Below are 19,374 nucleotides of genomic sequence, written 5' to 3'. Positions count from 1 at the left end.
CTTGCACTGTTTCATAAGTTAAAAGGATGCGCTTGCTCGTGCGAGATCGTACACACAAAATCAGAAAATTCTCTCGTACTGAGTTTCAGCGTTTCGGTCGTCATCAATTCTTGCGAGCAACTCGTCGCTACGTTTAGGAAGGGGACTAAATGGCAGTCACAATCGGACAGCTTGAATCTGCCGACAACAATCGACTGATTGCAATGCTGAAAGATCTGTCGTCTCCCCTTGATCCAGAGATGATTGGCTTCGTGGCAGGGTTGGCGTCGAATCGTGAACGTGCTGATCTGGTTCGAGAAGAGTCGGCGGTGTTGCTCGGAAGGATTCAGCAGCCAGAATCACGAAATCGGCTGCTCGAATTCACACAAGCTGACGACCCGGTTGTTCGGGAATTGGGAGCACTGGGGCTGGGAGAAGACAATGAGTCAGCGACAGTTCTGACGTTGATTGGTCAGCTCTCCGACAGCGTGAATAAGGTACGCAACGTCGCAGAACGATCTCTTCTGAAACGTTCTGAAGCGGTGGCTTCAGTGGGAGTTGAGCCATTGATTCAACTCCTGTCGCACTCCGCAGTGCTTACTCGCTCTCCGGCCGCACGCCTATTGGGGCAGACAAAAGACGAGCGAGCATTACAGCCGCTTATTCAGCAATTGAAGGCGGAGGAGTGGCTCGATCGGATGTGGGGTGCCAATGGGCTCGGAAGTCTCGGAGTGCTGGAAGTGGTTTCCGATCTTCAGCAATTGGCAAAAGAAGATCCCAAGAATCGCGTGCGGGCATCGGCGGTTGAAGCGTTGGGAGAACTTCGTCCGCCGAATCTTCAAGAGTTCCTCGATGAAATCATTGAAGACGAAAGCGATGAAGGAGTTCGCAAGACTGCGGAGGAACTCAAGCTGTCACTTGGTTTCGACAGCGACGACCTGGAATACGATCCCTTTGCGGATGACTAAACCAAATCCACGGCTGCCCCGTTTTACCCCACCACATAAGTTCAGAGGCAACGTTCTTTGGGCATCCAGGTCGACTTCTTTCTGAGAAACACACTATGTCGCTGCAGAGTCACTCGAAGCTGTTGCCGATTCGGCTCCAGCATCGCTGCTTGATTCAACTGCTTGTGTGGCCGGTTTCGGAGCGGGGCCATGGGCTGAGTATTTTTGAATCAGCACGACACCGACCACGACGAGCACAAATCCGATAACCTGCCGAAAATCGAGATGCATTTTTCCCGCCTGTGCCTGCATCAGGAGCCCTGTGATGGCTGCGACTGATGTCGCTCCGCCGAAGACGACGGGCATGACGAGAGACGCATCGTGAGATTTGTACATTGCGAACGTCAGCGTTAAAGCTCCGAAAGCTCCCAACGTTCCTGCGATGAATCCCCACCAGCCTGCTTTTGCTGGAAACGCGAAACCATCTCCAGACATCTGAACCGCAATCGCTCCGCCGAGACATCCCCAGATGAGGTAGGCAATGCCGATGAAAATGTACGGCTTAAACGGGGTCTGACCGACGATTCGTGATTTGCCGAGAGCTGGTCCGTAAAGTCCCCAGAAAACAGCAGTTGCAATGGCGAACAGAAGTCCAACAGTTCGTGGATTCATGGATTTCTCACAAGGAGGGAAGTTCGAGTTGGGAGGAGTTATTCACGAATCCGGGAGGATTCCGGCACTCGTGAATTCGTATGCTAGCACCAGCCACCGGAAAATCCAGAAGACTGATCACTTACTTTGGGATGAGAAGAACGAGGCTCCAAACGAGCAGAGGCGGAATGGCGGTGGTTGTCGGCCTGATTGCTCAAACGAATCGCTGCCAATCTCTTCCGGATTGACGGACTAACCTTCTTTGATGGCGGTGATGATATCCATCACTGCTTGTTTGCCGTCAGCAAACAGCATCAGAGTGTTGTCGTTTGCGAAAAGCGGATTCGGGATCTTGGCGAAACCGGGGCTGAGACTTCGTTTGATGACCACACAAGTCCGAGCTTTGTCAGCGTTAATGATCGGCATTCCGGCGATCGGGCTGTTCGGATTGGTGCGGGCATCAGGATTGACGGTGTCGTTGGCACCAATCACCAGACAGACGTCCGTTTGCTCCATCTCGGAGTTTGCTTCGTCCATTTCTTTCAGCAGATCGTAAGGGATGTCTGCTTCGGCAAGAAGGACGTTCATGTGACCCGGCATGCGGCCAGCGACGGGGTGAATCCCGAAAGTGACTTCGATCCCTCGACTCTTGAGGAGATTGGTCAAATCGCGGACGGAGTGCTGAGCTTGGGCGACCGCCATGCCGTATCCCGGGACGATGACGACTTTCCTCGCGATTTCCATGAGCATGGCGACCTCTTCCGCGGAAGTCGATTTCACGGTCTTGTAAACTTCGTCTGCGCTTGGTCCATCCGCCGTTGGCCCTAATGTTCCAAAGAGAACAGCGGGCAACGAGCGATTCATTGCATCACACATCACTTTGGTCAAAATCAGTCCGGATGCTCCGACGAGCGAGCCTGCGATGATCAAGACATTGTTTTGTAACACGAACCCGGTCGCTGCGGCAGCCAGACCGGAATAGGAATTCAAAAGCGCGATCACCACCGGCATGTCCGCTCCGCCGATGGAGATCGTCAGGAAATAACCCAATGCGAGTGCTGTGATGACGATCAGCCAGAGCCAGAAGTTCATCGGGTGAGTGATCAGCAATGCAATCAGAACCACTAGCACGCCTGCGATTCCGGCATTGATGATCTGCTGATTGTCGAGCGGTTTGAGTTTCTTGACGAAATCGAGCTCAGCCAGTTTCCCGAAAGCAACGAGACTTCCCGAGAGGGTCACTGAACCAATCAATGCGGAGATACCCGTCGCGATAATTACGTCCGTCGAAGCGACATCCGAATTTCGGAAGAAGTCAGCAGTTGCCACAAACATCGAAGCTGCGCCGCCGAAACCGTTGAGAAGTGCCACCATCTCCGGCATTTGGTCGATCTTCACCGTGAGGGCGAAATAGGCTCCGATCGCTCCGCCGATCAGCACTCCGATCAAGATCCACACGTAGCCGACGACACCCGCGGCCAGCAAAGTGGCCACCACAGCCACGAACATTCCGATCGAACCGAGAAGATTCCCCTGGACAGCTGTCCGTGGGCGAGTCATTCCCTTGAGACCGAGAATGAAAAGAACGGCAGCGACGAGGTAACTCAGATTTAGCCAGACGGGAGACAAGACAACAACTCCTGATCGAGTGAACGACGAGATGGACGAAAATGCCTGAGGTTACCGTTTGAACTTCTGCAGCATTCGATGGGTGACCATGAAGCCGCCAATCACGTTGACCGTTGCCATGACGACTGCCAGAAAACCGAGAAAAGTTGCGAAATCGTGCTGTTGGGCCCCGGTCGCGAAAATTGCCCCGACGAGCGTGATTCCCGAAATGGCGTTCGAACCCGACATCAACGGAGTGTGCAGGGTCGGGGGAATCTTTGTGATGATTTCGAAGCCGACGAAGACAGCGAGAGCGAAGACTGTCAGCCCCTGGACCAGTGCCATGCCAGCTGAATATCCCGCAACTGTCGAGATTGCTTCGGTCATTTCACCGATTTGCTCGATTGATTGCTGGATCGCTTTCTCGGAACCAGCTGGAACAACTAGCAGCAATGGATGGAATGGCATGTGACACTCTATTTCATCAAGTTGTGAACGTTTCGATTCTCAACACGTCGCCAGAAATGAACTTTGGTGGAGCTCAGTTTCCGTTACTCCACTTAGCTTTCCGAATCGGTTTTCGATTCCGGGGAATCTTCCGTTGATTCTGTTTTGGATTCTTCCGGCTCATCGTCTGAGGCGAGTGGAATGGGAGCGTAAGGATCTGGCTCGGGAGCTTTGAACTGATCGAGTGAAATCTCTTCGAGGCCAGCGATCTTTCGACACAGCGGATGGACCATCTCTCCCTTGTATGTGACCAGAGTCCCGGCAATGACTTCGTCATCCAGATCGACGTTAACTGCACCGTCTTTGATCAGCGACTTGAGAAAGGTCGTGACGTTGTTCGAGAACATCTGGCTCGCATGACGCGGAATGTCTGATGGAACGTTTTCCGGGCCGAGAATGGTCACGCCGTGAGCGACGACGGTTTCTCCCGATTTGGTGAGCTCGCAGTTTCCACCCCGTTCGGCAGCAAGGTCAACGATGACTCCGCCTGGTGGCATCGCTTCGACCATTTCTTCGGTGACGAGGATCGGCGCTTTCTTGCCTGGGATCGCTGCAGTTGTGATGACGACATCTGTGTCGGCGATCACTTTGAGCATCAGTTCACGTTGTTTTCGATAGAATTCTTCATCCATCTCCTTGGCATAACCACCTTCGCCTTCAGCAGTGCCAAGATCCATTTCAATGAATTTGGCTCCCAGGCTTTGGACCTGTTCCTTCACAGCAGGGCGAACATCGTATGCGCTGACGACTGCTCCCATTCGCTTGGAGGTCGCGATGGCTTGCAGACCAGCAACGCCTGCACCGAGCACGAAGACGCGAGCAGGGGTGAGTGTTCCCGCTGCAGTCATCATCATCGGGAACATCTGAGGTGAGGTGCTGGCTGCCATCAAAACGGCTTTGTAACCAGCGATTGTCGCCATCGATGAGAGCACGTCCATGCTCTGAGCACGAGTAATTCGCGGAACCAGTTCCAATGCGAAAATGACAGCCTTCTTCGTAGCTGCATCCTGCATTTGCTTGGGATCTGAAAGAGGATCACACTGTGCGATCAGGACTTGATCCGGCTTGAGAGATGCGAGATCAGCCGATCCGTGTTCTGGATTCGCGACCGCTGCGCGAACCTGAAGCAGTACATCTGCTGTCTCCAGAATGTTCTCACGCGATTCAACGAGTTTGGCGCCTGCCGCCTCATAATCTGAATCGGGGAACCCTGCCTCGACTCCAGCACCAGATTGAACGGTGACTTCAGCTCCGAGTTTCTTCAATGCCGAAACCGATGCTGGAACCAGGGCGACACGCCGCTCACCTGGGAATGTTTCCTTTGTCACTCCGATAATCACGAGTCACGCATCCTATCGATTGAAAGGTCAAGGAGATGGTGGCCCCATCGTATCGTGCAATCGGGGAGTCAGGTAGGGTTCACGGAAGGAGATTCTGTATTCGTTCGGATCTCTCGCAATTCACATCAGTGTGTGTGGATGAGTTTTTGTTTGTGTCTCGACGACAACGGAGTGACCATGCCCAGCATCGATCTTTCACCACCTTCGTTGTCTCTTAGCGATAAACTTGATTCTTTTGTTGAATGGACTGTTTGCTAGCGCGTGTCGCTGCATACGAGCGGTCAAGTTCTTCGAGAGCATTTCTGAGTATGGCGTACACTCACTCGCACGAGCAAACTCCACCTTTTGTCCGATGAAACAGCACAAGCGAGTGCACAGAAAAGAGCAACTTGCTCTAGAATTCATCAATGTCTCGCGCTCGACTCACTCCGACTCATGCTGACCTGATGACAGGTCCTCTTCGTACAACTGTTTTCTTCCTGGCGCTTCCGGTGCTTGGGGAACAGGTGCTCAATTTTCTCGTTGGGTTCTACGACGTCTATCTGGCAGGTAACCTGACGAGTGATATTCGGACCGATGCCACTGCGGCCGTTGGTGTCGCTGCGTATGTCGGCTGGTTGGCGTCGCTAATCTTTTCACTCGTGGCGACGGGAACGACAGCGCTGATATCCCGGGCATGGGGTGCAGATGAGCGAGATGAGGCAAACGTTGTCGCAAATCGTTCACTGGCACTCTCTCTCGTTTCCGGACTGTTCTTTATGGGGGTGATTCTCCTCGCTGCGCCGACGCTTGTGACGCTGATGGGGCTTGATGGGCAAGCCGCTCAAATCGCTGTGCGGTATCTTCGCGTTGATGCCATCGGCTTGTTGTTTTCGAGTTTCAGCCTGGTGCTGGCCGCTGCTCTTCGAGGTTGCGGTGATATGAAGACGCCGATGTGGGTGTTCGGTTCCGTAAGTATTCTGAATGTGATCGTGTCGACCGCGCTTGTTCATGGAATCGGGCCGATTGAACCATGGGGAGTGGATGGAATTGTCGCTGGTACTGTTGTGGCGAGAGTGTGCGGAGGGCTGTTAATACTCGCCATTTTTATCATGGGGTTCAGCGGCTTATCGCTGGTGCCTGCGGATCTCAGCCTGCGAGGAGAAACCGTTCGGAAAATTCTGGCGATAGGCGTTCCTTCCGGGATGGAAGGGATCGTCATGTGGGTCGGGCACTGCATCTTTTTGCGTGTGATTTCTGGACTCGGTAAAGCAGAGTTCGCTGCCCATATCATCGGAGTGAGAGTCGAAGCAATTACTTATCTACCAGCCGTTGCGTACGGAGCGGCCGCAGCGACGATGGTTGGTCAGTCGCTAGGGGCAGGAAACAAAGAACGTGCGGTTCGCGCCGGACACGAAGCAGCCATGCAGTGTACGCTCCTCGGAGTATTGATCACCGCCTGGTTCGTGTTCGGTGCGGATTGGATCTACAACCAAATGAACCGGGACGAAGCTGTCCGTGCTGTGGGAATTCCTGCGTTTCGAGTCGTTGGCCTGTTTCAGATTCCGTTGATTCTTTCAATCGTTTACTTCGCTGCGATCCGCGGTGCAGGAGAGACAAAATTTCCCCTGTATGTGGCCATGTTCACGACTTATCTGATCCGCATTCCGTTGGGATACATTTTCGGAGTCACGCTGGAGATGGGGTTGATGGGCGCTTGGGTCGGGATGAACGCCGACATGTTTGCACGAGGAGTGATCGCGACTTGGCGATTCTGGTCGCGTCGATGGTTGCGCGTCCGTTTGTAGTCCACCAGGGAAGCAGCGCCGAAGCAAACTTGGCCAATTACTCGCTCCAGACGGGAGGCCGCTTTTGCAGGAACGCAGCCATGCCTTCCTGAGCATCGTGTTCGAGAACATTTTTCGTCATTACGGTAACGGCTCGTGCGTAAGCTTCCTCTTCGGTCATCTCAAGTTGCGTATAGAACTCTTCTTTGCCGAGGGCGAGTGTGCGTCGACTTGAAGCGACGATGGCAGTCGTCAGTTCTTTGACTGTGGAATCGAGTTCCTCTTCTGAAACGACACGATTGACGAGACCCGCTTCGAGTGCCCGCTTTGCGGAAATCGGCTGACCGGTGAGCAGCATTTCCATCGCAATCTTGGGAGCGATGTTGCGGACGAGTGGAACCATGGGAGTGGTACAGAACAACCCGATTTTGACTCCGGGAGTTGCGAACTGAGCTGTCTCGACGGCAACAGCCAGATCACATGCAGCAACAAGCTGGCATCCAGCAGCAGTTGCAAAACCCTGAACTCTGGCGATGACGGGTTGAGGCATCGAGCGAATGGCCATCATCACTCGTGCGCAGGTGGCGAACAGAGTGGAGTACTCCTCTTCAGTTCGTTGCTGCATCTCTCCGAGATCATGGCCGGACGAAAAGACCGGCCCGGCGGATGCGATGATGACGACGCGAATTGAGCGGTCGTCCTTGAGTGAAAGGAGTGTCGTTTCAAGTTCGGACAACAATGACAACGACAAAGCATGTCGACGATTGGGACGATTGAGTTGAAGTGTCGACACTCCGTCGACATCGGTTCGGATCAGTTCGGACTCGTTGACAGCTTCTGAATTCATCGTCTCTCAGTCTCTATGCTTCGCAACTTCTTAGTGCGAGTTTGAAGTAACGACGAGGCTTTGTTGCACTCGTTTTGGGTTATGGCAAGGCTGTGCAGGCAAACCGGACGATAACCATTTCTAGCAGACGAAGCGAGCGCAGCATCACTGTTGGAAAGCAACTGCGACATGTGCGCATGGGACGGCACCCACACGGTGTAGACGCTTTGAGGGCGATCGCTTCAAAGACTCGTGTTACGAGTTGAGATTCATCGTCACGGTCTTGTGTTCCGTGTAGTTTGCGAGCGCAGCAGCTCCGAGTTCTCGTCCGATTCCAGACATCTTGAACCCGCCAAATGGGGCAGCTGCATCGAAGACGTCATAGCAGTTGATCCACACGGTTCCCGCTTTGACGGAGTTGGCGATGTGGTGAGCTTTTGCGACATCTTTCGTCCAGACTGCAGCTGCGAGTCCGTAGTAGGTCTTGTTCGACCGTTCAATCACTTCGTCGATATCACGGAACGGAAGCACGCTCATGACGGGTCCGAAGATCTCGTCCGTTGCGATGTCCATGTCATCGGTGACGTTGTCGAAGATCGTTGGTTGAACGTAGAAGCCTTGCGTGCCTTCGCGCTCGCCACCGGTCACACACGTGGCTTTGGAATGTTTGCCACGTTCGATGTAGTGCATGATCTTCCGGAATTGATCGATGTCGATTTGCGGGCCCTGTGTCGTGTTTTCATCGAACGGATTGCCAAGTCGTCTCTCTTGGGCGCGGCTGACGACTCTCTCGATGAACTCTTCATGCACAGATTGCTCGACGAAAACACGGCTACCCGCACAACAGCACTGACCCTGATTGAAGAACAGTCCAAACTCCGCTCCTTCGATTGCGGCATCGAGATCTGAGTCACCGAAGATGATGTTCGGTGACTTGCCACCGAGTTCAAATGTCAGACGTTTCAGCGTTTGAGCTGCATCGGACATGATTCGTTGTGCGGTTTCCGTTGATCCCGTGAATGCGATTTTGTCGACATCGGGGTGACGAACAATTGCAGCTCCAGTTTCTCCAAATCCTGGAACGATGTTAATCACACCGGGTGGGAAGCCTGCTTCGGTTGCCAGTTCGGCGAGTCGCAGGCAGGAGAGAGGAGTTTGCTCAGCCGGCTTCATGACGATCGTGCATCCGGCAGCGAGTGCTGGTCCCCATTTCCAGGCGACCATCAGCGCAGGGAAATTCCAGGGGATGATTTGTCCGCACACTCCCAAGGGTTCACGACGCGAATAGCAAAAGTAATTGCCCCGAATGGGAATCGTTTCGCCGGTGATCTTGTCTGCCCAGCCGGCGTAATATCGAAGGCAATCAATCACCAGTGGGATGTCAGCTGCGCGAGCGTCTCGAATTGGTTTTCCGTTGTCGAGTGTCTCCAGCGCAGCGAGTTCATCCGCGTTCTCTTCAATCAAGTCAGCCAGGCGATTCAGAAGTCGACCGCGATCACGGGCATCCATTGCTGGCCAGTCGCCTGACTCGAATGCCCGACGTGCAGCTTTGACTGCACGATCAACATCGTCCGCATTCGCGAGAGCAACGTCGGCGATTTTCTCTTCCGTCGCTGGATGATAGGTGGCGAAGGTCTTGCCACTCGTGGAGTCACACCACTGGCCGTCGATCAGCATCTGAGTCTGGCGGACTGTCGGGGCAGCGATCACACTAGGCGAAGTTGTGGCGGTTGACATCGATTCCTCCAGTGAGAGAGTGGGTTGAATCAGCGTTCACTGATGCGATTGTCGCACATTCTCGTCTGGATTTCACCAGCGGTTCGCTCACGAATTCTCGATCGGTTGAAAATCGAGTTGCGGATCATGCGAACGCTACTTCGTCGCTCCTGGCTCTGGTCGTAATGGAAGATGTTGGACGGAAAGATCGGTCAAGTCGACGATCGCCAAGGTGTGCGGATTGGCTCGATGGAGAGCCCCGGGATTGAGGACCAGCGTTGATCCTTCCTGATGGGATTCTGCCTTGTGCGTGTGTCCGTAACAGACGAGATCGTACTCGTTGGATTCGATCGTCTGATTCGCTCGAGCTGCGTCGTCTCCATGTAAGAAGGCAATTTTTCGTCCGCCGAGCGTGACTTCCCCGAAGCGACCGTGGCAGGTTCCGTTGGCGTCGTTGATTGCCTGACGAAGCGTCGCCACATCGGAATCAACATTTCCAAACACGAAGTGCGTTTGAAATTCCGTGAATTCTGACGGGATAGACGCTGAGCCGATGTCACCGCAATGGATGACGTTTTCAATCTCGTGGGATCGAAGATGCTCAACTGCCAGTGACGTGTTTTCGAGGTTTCCGTGAGTATCGCTGACGATTCCAATCCTCATCAATGGGCTTCCTTTCTCGACGTTTTAATTCTGTGCCGGGAGGTCGATGATGGCGAAGTCATCACCGTTTACCGGACTCAAGAGGATTGGAGAAGTGCGAACAGCACGGTCGACAGCAATGGTAAGTTGATGAGGACCTGCGGAGGTTTCTGCCTGGATGCGCTTGGCTGATTCGATCGGTTGACCATCGAGCCAGATCTGAAGTCCAGTTGAATCTTGCAGATCGAAACCGACGATTCCGTCAGTCGATTCGAATTTCACTCGAACGAAACTCATTCCGCGATTTCCGGGGGCAGAGCGATTGCGGACGAAAACTTCGGGGAGGTCATTCAAATTCAGTCGACCGTCAACGTAGCTGTAAACGGTTTTCCATTGAAATGCGTCGTTGTCTGTGGCTGTGTCGGCGTAGCTCGTTCGTCGCAATTGATACGCTGCTTCATTCGTGGCTTCGATTGTCTCCCAGTTTCGGACGACGGGTTTGGTTCCAATTGTGAACTCGGGAGTTCGTCCCAGCGATGAAAGAAACGCACACAGATCCAAAAGTTCGTTGTTTGTAATTGAAGATGTCAGACCGGCGGGCATCAGGGAAAGCCCCTGTTTCTGTTGAACGATTTCGTCTTTGATGACGACGTGTTCGCGGCCTTCCGCATCGCGGAGATACAGTGAATCATCAGACTCTCGGGTTTGAATTCCCGAGTAGACTTTTCCTTCGTCTGTCGCAACGACCACGGTGTGATAGCCTTCTTTCACTTTGGCGTTGGGATCGAGAAGTGACTCAACGACGTAGTCCAATTGTGCCGTCGCTCCGAGACTGACAAGGTTCGATCCAATCTGGCCGCCTGCCGGTCCAATCGCGTGACATTTCAGACAGTTGAGGTCTGCGCGACGGAAGATTTCTTCACCGCGTGCCGGATTCCCATTGGCTTGAATTTGGGCCACGAGGTGCTGCATTTCTTCAGAGCTGAGCTGAACGGGCTCGTCCGCCAGTTGTCCGGATTGACGAAGGACTTTGGCGAGTTCGGAATCCTGTTGGCCAGATGATCCTAGGACGCGTGATCCGATCACAGCCACGTCTTTCGGGTAAGACAGGTCTTTCATCGCAGCAGCGACGGCGGCTTCTGCTCCCTTGCGTTGAATGATGGCATAGAAGAGCGGTTCGATGACTTGCGGCGGAGCAGTTTGCAGAAAATCGGCGATGAGTGCAGGAGCCTGTTGCGGTCGGAAGCGAAGTAACTCGATGAGCGCAGCACGGCGAATTTCCGGAGGCATCTGGGACTTTGCGACCTGCGTCAGCCGAGATGCAGAAGCTGCGTCGGAAAACTGACCGAAGGAATGGATAGCTTCGATGCGTTCTCCGAGAGACGCGTTTTCCTTTGCGATCAGCTCTTCGATGGCTGATCTCAGCTCCGTTGCTTTGGAAGCTCCTACGTACCGAATGAGGGCCACGCGAAATGCCGGATTCTCTTCATTCAATAGATCTGAAAGAGGGTCGTGCGGTCGGTTGGCAACTTGATTTCGTTGTCTCGCCGCTTCTGTCAGCGTGTTGAGAAGATCAGCTCGAAGCTTCAACGGAGTTTGCTCAGCGAGTACCAGATCGTAAACCTCGCCGAGATGTTCCTTTGTTCCAAGATCCGCGAGGACTTTCAGAGCATCGTCCAGCGAATCGGCAGTCAGGGTGCCGTCCTTCAGTCGAGTGACAAGCGTGGCGACTCCGGTGTTGTTGTTGGTTGCTCGCAACAGGAACGGAAGTGCTTGAGGAGGGGCATCGAGCGAAAGCTCTCCACGAGCGAGAGCCGGAGCCCAGTAAGGTTCGAGGTCTCGACAAGTCATCCACAACGCGTAGTCGATGTTTTCGTCGACATCGAGTGTCAAAGCTTGCAGAGCGACTTCCACCGCAGAGGGATCTGTAACGTGCGACAGAGCACAGATTGCCTCGAGGCGAACCTGAGGATGGGAGTCGAGAATGCGTTCCGAGAGAATCTGGAGCGGGGCGTCAATTTTTGAAACCATTTGTCCAACGACTCGCGTCGCAGCTGCCCGAACACTGTGATTGTCCGAGTTGAGGCATCGATTCAAAAGGTCATGTTCGAGCTGACCCAGGGATTGGAAAATCCAGAGCCCTTCGAGAAGCAGGCGATCCTGTTGGTTGTCTTTAACAGACGTCGCCCATTGCTTGACAGTCGGGAGGATGCTTTCCCCTTGTTCCTTGAGCACGACTTTGGCCTGCTGCCGGTAGTATCGATTCGAAGTGGCCACGAGTTCGAGGAGTTGGTCAACGTCGAGTGATCCAATATCAAGCGGTGGATTGGTTTTGTTTCCTGTGTAGGTCACTCGCCAGATGCGACCGTGAGTGTGATCTCGGCGGGGATCTCGGAAGTCGACCTCACCGTGTTGAATGATCGGGTTGTACCAATCGGCAATGTAGATCGATCCATCGGGGCCTTGTTTGACATCAACGGGTCGGAACGCGACGTGATCGGACTTAATGACCTCCTGTTGTTCCTGAGATCGGTATCCCGATCCGCTTTCGGTGAGGACGAATCGACAGACACGGTGTCCGCGGAAGTCGTTGGTAATCAGACTTCCCTGCCAGTCTTCCGGCAGATCTGGTGTCTCAACAATTTCGAGTCCACAATGCTTCGGGCTGCCGGGGTTGAGGCCGTGGAGAATTCGATTCGCTCCGAAGGCTGTGACGTAAGAAGCACCGGGGACGATGTAATTGATTCCCTCGCCACCGGCTCCGTCTGTTGCGAACGTCTGGCCGTACTGGTCGAAATCGGTTCCCCATTGGTTGACGAGTCCACGCGCGAACACTTCGAGTTCCAGCGTTTCAGGTCGGAATCGCCAGATTCCTCCGGCGTTCAATCTCCTGATTCCCCAGGGAGTTTCGATGTGGCTGTGGATGTAGATTGACTGATTGAAGTAGAGAAGTGATTCGGGGCCGTATCGCAGGGTGTGGAGGATGTGGTGCGTGTCCTCGGTCCCGAAGCCAGACAGGACGATTCTTTTTTCGTCGGCTTTGCCGTCGCCATCGGTATCTTTGAAGTGCAGAAGCTCAGTACTGGCTCCGACGTAAACACCTCCGTCTCCGGGAATGACTCCTGTCGGAATCAGAAGACCGTCGGCGAAGATTTCCGTTCGATCACTGACTCCGTCGCCATCGACATCTTGCAGATACAGGATCTTGTCGTTGGCAACCGCACCGGGTTCGATGTGCGGATAAGTTTCGGAACTTGCAATCCACAGGCGTCCTTGCGGATCGAAGTTCATCTGAATCGGTTTGGCAATCGCGGGGTCTGCCGCAAACAGATTGACTTCAAATCCCTCAGGGAGAATGAACGTTTCCCGTTCCAACTCTGGATCAGGTGAGGGGATCTCTTTCAGGTCGCGTTGTGCGTACGCTGCTGAAAGGGAAGTGAAGAGAAGAGAAACGCAGACAATCGATTGCCGCATAGTCATTGAGAATCCTGTTCCGTCTCCGATTGAGGAACGGCCTCCGGCTGATCCGGTTGGGCCGTTTGATCTGTCGTGTCTTGGAGTGTATCGATATCGCGGTCGTCATCCCATGTCGCGGAGATTTCTTCAATGATTTCTTCGTCGGACATTTTCCGCTTGCGTTTCATCCCGTTGTAGATTTTCTCTTGGACGTGTTCCATCGAGGCGATGTCGAGTTTCCAGATGTCATCTTCTCTGCGGAATGTCATACGCTCTTTGGCCAGACCGGCATTGTCGAAGATTCGAAGAATACAGCGATCCCCTTGAAATACTGGTTCAGCAATTTGGGACTCTTTTACGAATGGTGTCGGAAGCTCATCCCGTTCCACGAGAATGGCGATGACCTTTTTCCCATCTGAGTTCTTGAGCTGTTCTGGAGTGAGTTCGTGGCGGAGCCTCAAGACTTCGATTTGCTCAAGAACGGGGCGCTCTGAGAGCTGCTCTGGCGAGTCGGAGACTGCCCAGCTTCGAAGTTCGTCGAAGCGCTCAATCGAGTTCTCTGTGACGAGTGCAGCTGCGGCGTCTCCCTCGCGGTTTCGGACAGCTGTCTTGAATTGGTCGAAAGTCGACTGAATCCCGTTCAGGTCGTCGACAGCCTGAATCTTGGGCGCACAACCGGATGTCAGCAGCGGAAGCGTTGTCAGTAAACTCAGAAACAACGGCAGGAAGCGTGGGGAAACCATCTTGATAAATCTACTCTTAAAAATCTCAAATCGGCGAAATGTCAGAGCCATCGACGCTGACAACAAGCCGCTGGAGAGTGTCACCGACGCGTTAAGGTTTCGTCAAGATTCAGTAAAACATTTGACAAGGTCGTCCAGCTCGCCTGCTCGGCGAATGAGACATCGCTTTCGGCGATCTCTGGGATGGCTCGCAGCTTGGCAGCCTCTTGCTCTTTCGATTCGAACTGAGATTGCACGAGTTGAAATGTTCTCGTCAGAACTTCCAGCTCAGAGGGATTCGGGGATCGGGACGTACAGAGTTGGAACCCGTACGTGAGGCGTTTTTCAAGCTCATCTCCGCCTTCGGTGAGGATTCGACCTGCCAGAGCTTGCGCAGCTTCGACATAGACCGGGTCATTGAGAGTGACGAGGGCCTGCAGTGGGGTGTTTGTTCGGATTCGCCGAACGGTGCAGATTTCCCGACTCGGAGCATCGAATGCGTCCATCGAGGGATATGGAATCGACCTTCTCCAGGTGGTGTAGATCCCTCGACGGAACTTGTCTTCTCCGGTGCTGGTTTCCCAGTCGGTTGAGCCTCCAAAAGCTGCCTTAAGGCCGAGTTTCGGACGAGGAGGATTGACCGACGCTCCAAGCATTTTGTCGCTGAGCAAACCTGAAAGAGAGAGGGCCTGATCGCGAATGAGTTCAGCGGAGAGGCGGAACCGTGGTCCTCGGGTAAGTAGTCGGTTCGCGGGATCTCGCTCGATGATCTCAGGAGTGGTGTCGGAGGACTGTCGGTAAGTGGCCGATATCACAATTAAACGAATCAGGTCTTTCTGGCTCCAGCCCGATTCGATGAAACGGGTCGCCAGCCAGTCGAGCAATTCGGGGTGGCTGGGAAGCTCTCCCTGCATTCCAAAGTCTTCACTGGTTTCCACGAGGCCTCGTCCGAAGAGAACTTCCCAGTGGCGATTGGCCAGAACTCGTGCAGTCAGCGGATTGTCGGGAGACATCAACCAGCGGGCGAATTCGAGTCGATTGGGAGTGTCAACTTCGATCGGATGGAACTCGTTCAAGACACCAGCCTGAACTTCATCGCCAAGGTCGAGAAAGTTGCCGCGAATTTGAATGTGCGTTGTCCGCTGTTTCTCAGCGGGGAGTTCACGCATGATCGGAGTGTTGATCGGCGACAGGTTTGCCTGTTGCTTTTTGAGTTGATCGATCTCTTTCTGCAACGCTTTGATGCGCGGTGAGTGCTGCTGCAGGACTGTGATGAGTTCGCGAACTTCGTCGTTCGAAAAGGCAGTTTCGGTTTGAGGAACTTGGATTGTCGAGTCGAACTCGGCAGCTTTTGAAACAGTCTTCGCCCAAACCGGTTTTTTCTCCTGATCAAGGAGCACGACACGAAAACCGTTGAGTCTTTGGAAGATCGTTGGACTATCGTTTCGATTCCAGACTTTGATGAGGCTAATCTCTGCATCGCGTTGCAGGTCGACCATCCACCACGGCGAGTTTTCCTTTTCGGTGTGTGTCGTGGATTTTTGCTCGAAGAACTCTCCCGAAGTATTCCCGTCAACTGCCAACTCAGGCGGGCCGTCATAAGCTGTGGAGCTTTGCGTTGCGGGTTTGTTGAGTGCCAGGTTTTCATCACCGGAAAAGACTTGAACTTCCGCCAGCGAAAGTATCTGGTCTTCTTCGGGAAGTTCGATTCTGACATACCGTGCAACCACAGGGCCTGTTGGAGTACCCGCGCCAACGAGTTCGGAGTTACCGGGGCTGGCACTTTCATCGAGTTGTTTCTGCAACGAGCGGATTCGTTCTTCGAGCCGCTGTTTTTTGACGAGGAGTTCAGGTGTCCAGGTTTTAAGGACAGGGGCTTCATCACGCCGATCGGCATCTTCAGTTTGATTGAAGATGGCGTACACCTGATAGTATTCCGTCTGGGTGATCGGATCGTATTTGTGCGTGTGGCATTGCGCACATCCCATCGTCAAACCCATCCAGGTTTGCATGGTTGTATTCACACGATCAACGATCGCAGCACTGCGAAACTCTTCGTCATCGGTTCCTCCTTCGCTGTTGGTCATCGTGTTCCGATGAAACGCGGTTGCGATTAACTGATTGTCTGTCGGATCGGGAAGAAGGTCGCCGGCGATTTGTTCAATCGTGAACTGGTCGAAGGGCATTCCGTCGTTGATCGCGTTAATGACCCAGTCGCGGTACTTCCAGATCTCTCGCGGAGGATCATCAGCGTACCCAGCCGAGTCTGCATAGCGAGCAAGGTCGAGCCAGATCCGCCCCCAACGTTCGCCGAATCGTGGCGAGCTGAGTAGTCGCTCGACGAGGCGTTCGTAAGCGTCGGGGGAATTGTCATTGACGAAGCTTTCGACTTCTCCGGGGGTTGGGGGAAGTCCTGTCAGATCGAGAGAGACTCTGCGAATGAGTGTGCTGCGGTCGGCCATCGGAGATGGCTTGAGCCCTTCTTGATCCAATCGGTCCAGAACGAAATTGTCGATCGGATTCAGCGGCCAGTTGGAGTTGCCCACATCCGGGAGGTCGGGGCGTTGAGGGGGATCGAATGACCAATGGCGAGCGTAATTTGCTCCCTGTTCAATCCATCGTTTGATCAGGTCAATCTCTTTTGCTGTCAGCGCAGCTCCGTGCTCCGGCGGAGGCATCCGTGAGTAGTCGTCTGACGTGGTCACGCGAACGATGAGTTCGCTCTTGCTCCAGTCATGGGGAACGATCGCTGCTTCGCCGCTGTCGAGAGTCTGTTGTGATGCCTCTTCCTGATCGAGTCTCAGGCCAGCTTCACGAGTTTCCGGATCGGGACCATGACAGGCATAGCATCTCCCTGAAAGGATTGGACGAATGTCTCTCGTGAAATCGATTTCCTGTCCCGTCGCTGTCGAAATCATGACAGCGACGAGCGGAAGAATACTTCTGAGGACCGTCGAGATACGAAGCATGAAGCGACCTTAAGTTGAATGAAGACGCGTGTCGCTGAAGTTAGTTTGAGCTTTTACGATGAACTCTCTGCCGCGAAATCGAGAGAGACATTCAATGATGCCGCCAACTCCGAGATTTGTCTCCAAGTCTCTGGTGGAATTTCGACTCCGTTGGCTGAGCGCTGTTGCTTGACTCGTTCTTCGAGTTCTCCCGGAAGGAGGATTTCGTCAACTCCGGGCAATCGTGGGCAATCTTTCAGATGGCTCACGTATTTCGACATCCACTCATCATACTCATCGCGTGGAAGGAATTGTTCGACATCCATCAGGTGCAGCCAAACCCCGTTGGCTCCACGAGGGAGATCTGTGCGGCAGACACCGCTGCCGGAAAGCATGCCGCAGAAGACGTCGACCATGACGGAAAGACCGTACCCTTTGTGTCCCAATCCGGGACCTCCGAGCGGGAGGATAGAGCCGAATGGCTTGTCATAGTAGGCATTCGGATCACAGGAAGGTTTTCCGTACCCGTCGATGATCATTCCGTCAGGGACAGTCTTTCCCGATTGTTTTGCGACGCGCAACTTTCCTTCGGCGGTTGCGCTGGTGGTCATGTCGAGGACGAGTGGTCCATTGATCGATGGACCAGACATGCTGATTGGATTGGTGCCAAGTCGGCGTTCCATTCCACCGAACGGGGCAACTCCTCCTGGGCCGGGAGCGTTCACAGCCATGATGGCTGCGAATCCACGATTGGCGGCATCTTGAGTGTAAGCTCCGAGTCGCCCCACATGATTGCAGTTTCGCATCATGATCGTCGCGGTCCCTGCTGATCGAGCTTTTTCGATCCCGAGGGCCAGTCCTTTTCTGGCTGTCACTTGTCCGAAGTTGAAGTTTCCATCAACAACGGCGAACGCTGGGGCGTTGCGGACGATTTCAAATTCTCCTCCAATTTTGACATGACCATCGCGGATGAAGTCGACGTATTGCATCAACCGCATGATGCCGTGGCTGTCATGTCCGACAATATTCGCGTCGGAGAGTTCCTGAGCGACGATCTTCGCATCTTCTGCGGGAACACCTGCGCCACTGAGGAGAGTGTTCGCGACGTCAAAAAGTTGACTCTGATTCAATACGGGCATAAGTGCGGATACTTGGAGTGGGGTGAGCTGCGGGATGAAAACGACAATTGTCGGCAAGGCGACGGATACTGATTATAGGTGGACGGTCGAGGATTGAGAAGAATTGATGAGTTTCGGTGCGGTTCTCTTTCTGGTAGGTTCAGAAGAACGAAGAAATTTCGACCGTCGAGTTGAGAAAAACGTAGCAATCTGAATTTCGGATGAAGTGATTTATGTCTGAGCATCGCCCCATTATCGTTGGCCTCGGAGAACTCCTGTGGGATGTCTTCCCGGACGAACGACGACCCGGAGGAGCACCGGCGAATGTGGCATTTCAAGCTGAGCAACTCGGCAATCAGGGAATCGTCGTCAGTCGTGTCGGAACTGATGAGTTGGGCGAAGAGATTGTAGACTTTCTGAAGTCGAAGGGTTTGAAGACGCATGGGATCCAGCACGATGAAGAGGTTCCGACCGGGACTGTGACCGTAGAGTTCGATGAGCGAAATCAGCCGAAATATGTGATCCACGAAGGCGTCGCTTGGGATCGTCTGGAATTCACTGATGACCTTGCAGAGATCATGAAGTCTGCGAGTGCTGTCTGTTTCGGAACTCTAGCTCAGCGCGAGTCAAAATCTCGGGAGACAATCCTGAAGGCTGTTCAGTCCGTGCAGGATGACTGTTTGAAAGTGTATGACGTTAACCTCAGACAAAACTATTACGCCGCGGACTGGATTCGAAATTCACTCAACCTCTCGACCGTTGTGAAATTGAACGACGAAGAAGTCGAAGTCATCGCGCCGCTTTTCGACTTTAGTCGCGATGAAGTCAAATTCGCTCAGCAAGTCATTGAGGAGTTTTCGACTGAGCTTGTCTGCATCACTCGGGGTGCCAAAGGCTGCTGCCTTGTGAGTGCAGATGAAGTTGTCGAGGTCGAGGGCAAGCCGGTTCAGGTGGCCGATACAGTCGGTGCAGGAGATGCGTTCACCGCCGGGTTGATCACGTCTCTGCTTCGAAAGCGAACGCTCCATGAGGCGGGGAACTTTGCGAATCAGGTTGGCGGCATCGTCGCGTCGCATCAGGGGGCAATGCCGGAGCTGAAAGAGAAGTTTGACGAACTGCGCTCCTCGGTCTTTTAATCTGTTCTCTTG

The 19,374-nt window shown here is 53.6% G+C and carries 14 protein-coding genes; 3 read left to right on the top strand and 11 right to left on the bottom strand.

Going from position 1 to position 19,374, the window contains the following annotated elements; translation table 11 throughout:
- Positions 1-149 precede the first annotated feature (149 nt).
- Positions 150-947, top strand: a complete 798-nt coding sequence (locus AB1L42_RS22080) for a HEAT repeat domain-containing protein (protein WP_367061688.1) — start codon at positions 150-152, stop codon at positions 945-947.
- A 93-nt stretch (positions 948-1,040) separates the two neighbouring features.
- On the opposite strand, the gene AB1L42_RS22075 is transcribed toward AB1L42_RS22080, so the two are convergent.
- From AB1L42_RS22075 to AB1L42_RS22060, 4 genes are all read right to left on the bottom strand, one after another.
- Positions 1,041-1,598 carry a hypothetical protein gene (locus tag AB1L42_RS22075; RefSeq protein WP_367061685.1) on the bottom strand — a complete coding sequence of 186 codons (558 nt, stop codon included), beginning with the start codon at positions 1,596-1,598 and terminating at the stop codon, positions 1,041-1,043.
- 231 nt (positions 1,599-1,829) lie between these two features.
- Positions 1,830-3,206, bottom strand: coding sequence for an NAD(P)(+) transhydrogenase (Re/Si-specific) subunit beta (locus AB1L42_RS22070; protein WP_367061682.1), 1,377 nt, complete (start codon positions 3,204-3,206; stop codon positions 1,830-1,832).
- Positions 3,207-3,257: 51 nt separating this feature from the next.
- Positions 3,258-3,530 (bottom strand): NAD(P) transhydrogenase subunit alpha, encoded by a 273-nt coding sequence (locus AB1L42_RS22065; RefSeq protein WP_367061785.1) that lies wholly within the window; start codon positions 3,528-3,530, stop codon positions 3,258-3,260.
- A 215-nt stretch (positions 3,531-3,745) separates the two neighbouring features.
- On the bottom strand, positions 3,746-5,020 hold the full coding sequence (locus AB1L42_RS22060; protein WP_367061679.1) for a Re/Si-specific NAD(P)(+) transhydrogenase subunit alpha: 1,275 nt from the start codon (positions 5,018-5,020) through the stop codon (positions 3,746-3,748).
- Positions 5,021-5,439: 419 nt separating this feature from the next.
- On the opposite strand from AB1L42_RS22060, the gene AB1L42_RS22055 reads away from it, so the two are divergent.
- Entirely contained in the window at positions 5,440-6,819 is a 1,380-nt protein-coding gene (locus AB1L42_RS22055) for an MATE family efflux transporter (RefSeq protein WP_367061676.1), read from the top strand.
- Between the two features lie 37 nt (positions 6,820-6,856).
- Here AB1L42_RS22055 and AB1L42_RS22050 read toward each other — a convergent pair whose 3' ends face one another.
- The 7 genes from AB1L42_RS22050 to AB1L42_RS22020 all read right to left on the bottom strand — a co-directional run bounded on the left by AB1L42_RS22050 (position 6,857) and on the right by AB1L42_RS22020 (position 18,247).
- Complete coding sequence (locus tag AB1L42_RS22050; protein WP_367061673.1) at positions 6,857-7,645, bottom strand: enoyl-CoA hydratase; 789 nt, start codon at positions 7,643-7,645, stop codon at positions 6,857-6,859.
- A gap of 234 nt (positions 7,646-7,879) precedes the next feature.
- Positions 7,880-9,361, bottom strand: coding sequence for an aldehyde dehydrogenase family protein (locus AB1L42_RS22045; RefSeq protein ID WP_367061670.1), 1,482 nt, complete (start codon positions 9,359-9,361; stop codon positions 7,880-7,882).
- 135 nt (positions 9,362-9,496) lie between these two features.
- Positions 9,497-10,003, bottom strand: a complete 507-nt coding sequence (locus tag AB1L42_RS22040) for a YfcE family phosphodiesterase (RefSeq protein WP_367061667.1) — start codon at positions 10,001-10,003, stop codon at positions 9,497-9,499.
- Positions 10,004-10,027: 24 nt separating this feature from the next.
- A complete protein-coding gene (locus AB1L42_RS22035) occupies positions 10,028-13,462 on the bottom strand; it encodes a PVC-type heme-binding CxxCH protein (protein ID WP_367061662.1) in 3,435 nt (1,144 codons plus the stop codon).
- Positions 13,459-14,181, bottom strand: a complete 723-nt coding sequence (locus AB1L42_RS22030) for a hypothetical protein (protein ID WP_367061657.1) — start codon at positions 14,179-14,181, stop codon at positions 13,459-13,461. Before AB1L42_RS22030 ends, AB1L42_RS22035 begins: the two co-directional genes overlap by 4 nt.
- 80 nt (positions 14,182-14,261) lie before the next feature.
- Positions 14,262-17,129 (bottom strand): DUF1553 domain-containing protein, encoded by a 2,868-nt coding sequence (locus tag AB1L42_RS22025; RefSeq protein ID WP_367061651.1) that lies wholly within the window; start codon positions 17,127-17,129, stop codon positions 14,262-14,264.
- A 53-nt stretch (positions 17,130-17,182) separates the two neighbouring features.
- A complete protein-coding gene (locus AB1L42_RS22020) occupies positions 17,183-18,247 on the bottom strand; it encodes an Ldh family oxidoreductase (RefSeq protein ID WP_367061645.1) in 1,065 nt (354 codons plus the stop codon).
- Positions 18,248-18,459: 212 nt separating this feature from the next.
- Between AB1L42_RS22020 and AB1L42_RS22015 the strand changes: the two genes are divergently transcribed.
- Positions 18,460-19,362 (top strand): carbohydrate kinase, encoded by a 903-nt coding sequence (locus AB1L42_RS22015; RefSeq protein WP_367061639.1) that lies wholly within the window; start codon positions 18,460-18,462, stop codon positions 19,360-19,362.
- Positions 19,363-19,374 lie beyond the last annotated feature (12 nt).

Source organism: Thalassoglobus sp. JC818, assembly GCF_040717535.1.
Lineage (GTDB): Bacteria > Planctomycetota > Planctomycetia > Planctomycetales > Planctomycetaceae > Thalassoglobus.
This window is presented reverse-complemented; position numbering and strand designations above follow the sequence as displayed.

Bases quoted from the DNA above. Each gene is read 5' to 3' on its own strand.
- AB1L42_RS22035 (WP_367061662.1), bottom strand. From the start codon at position 13,462: ATGACTATGCGGCAATCGATTGTCTGCGTTTCTCTTCTCTTCACTTCC.
- AB1L42_RS22025 (WP_367061651.1), bottom strand. From the start codon at position 17,129: ATGCTTCGTATCTCGACGGTCCTCAGAAGTATTCTTCCGCTCGTCGCT.
- AB1L42_RS22055 (WP_367061676.1), top strand. From the start codon at position 5,440: ATGTCTCGCGCTCGACTCACTCCGACTCATGCTGACCTGATGACAGGT.
- AB1L42_RS22050 (WP_367061673.1), bottom strand. From the start codon at position 7,645: ATGAATTCAGAAGCTGTCAACGAGTCCGAACTGATCCGAACCGATGTC.
- AB1L42_RS22065 (WP_367061785.1), bottom strand. From the start codon at position 3,530: ATGGCACTGGTCCAGGGGCTGACAGTCTTCGCTCTCGCTGTCTTCGTC.
- AB1L42_RS22080 (WP_367061688.1), top strand. From the start codon at position 150: ATGGCAGTCACAATCGGACAGCTTGAATCTGCCGACAACAATCGACTG.
- AB1L42_RS22075 (WP_367061685.1), bottom strand. From the start codon at position 1,598: ATGAATCCACGAACTGTTGGACTTCTGTTCGCCATTGCAACTGCTGTT.
- AB1L42_RS22015 (WP_367061639.1), top strand. From the start codon at position 18,460: ATGTCTGAGCATCGCCCCATTATCGTTGGCCTCGGAGAACTCCTGTGG.
- AB1L42_RS22045 (WP_367061670.1), bottom strand. From the start codon at position 9,361: ATGTCAACCGCCACAACTTCGCCTAGTGTGATCGCTGCCCCGACAGTC.
- AB1L42_RS22030 (WP_367061657.1), bottom strand. From the start codon at position 14,181: ATGGTTTCCCCACGCTTCCTGCCGTTGTTTCTGAGTTTACTGACAACG.
- AB1L42_RS22040 (WP_367061667.1), bottom strand. From the start codon at position 10,003: ATGAGGATTGGAATCGTCAGCGATACTCACGGAAACCTCGAAAACACG.
- AB1L42_RS22020 (WP_367061645.1), bottom strand. From the start codon at position 18,247: ATGCCCGTATTGAATCAGAGTCAACTTTTTGACGTCGCGAACACTCTC.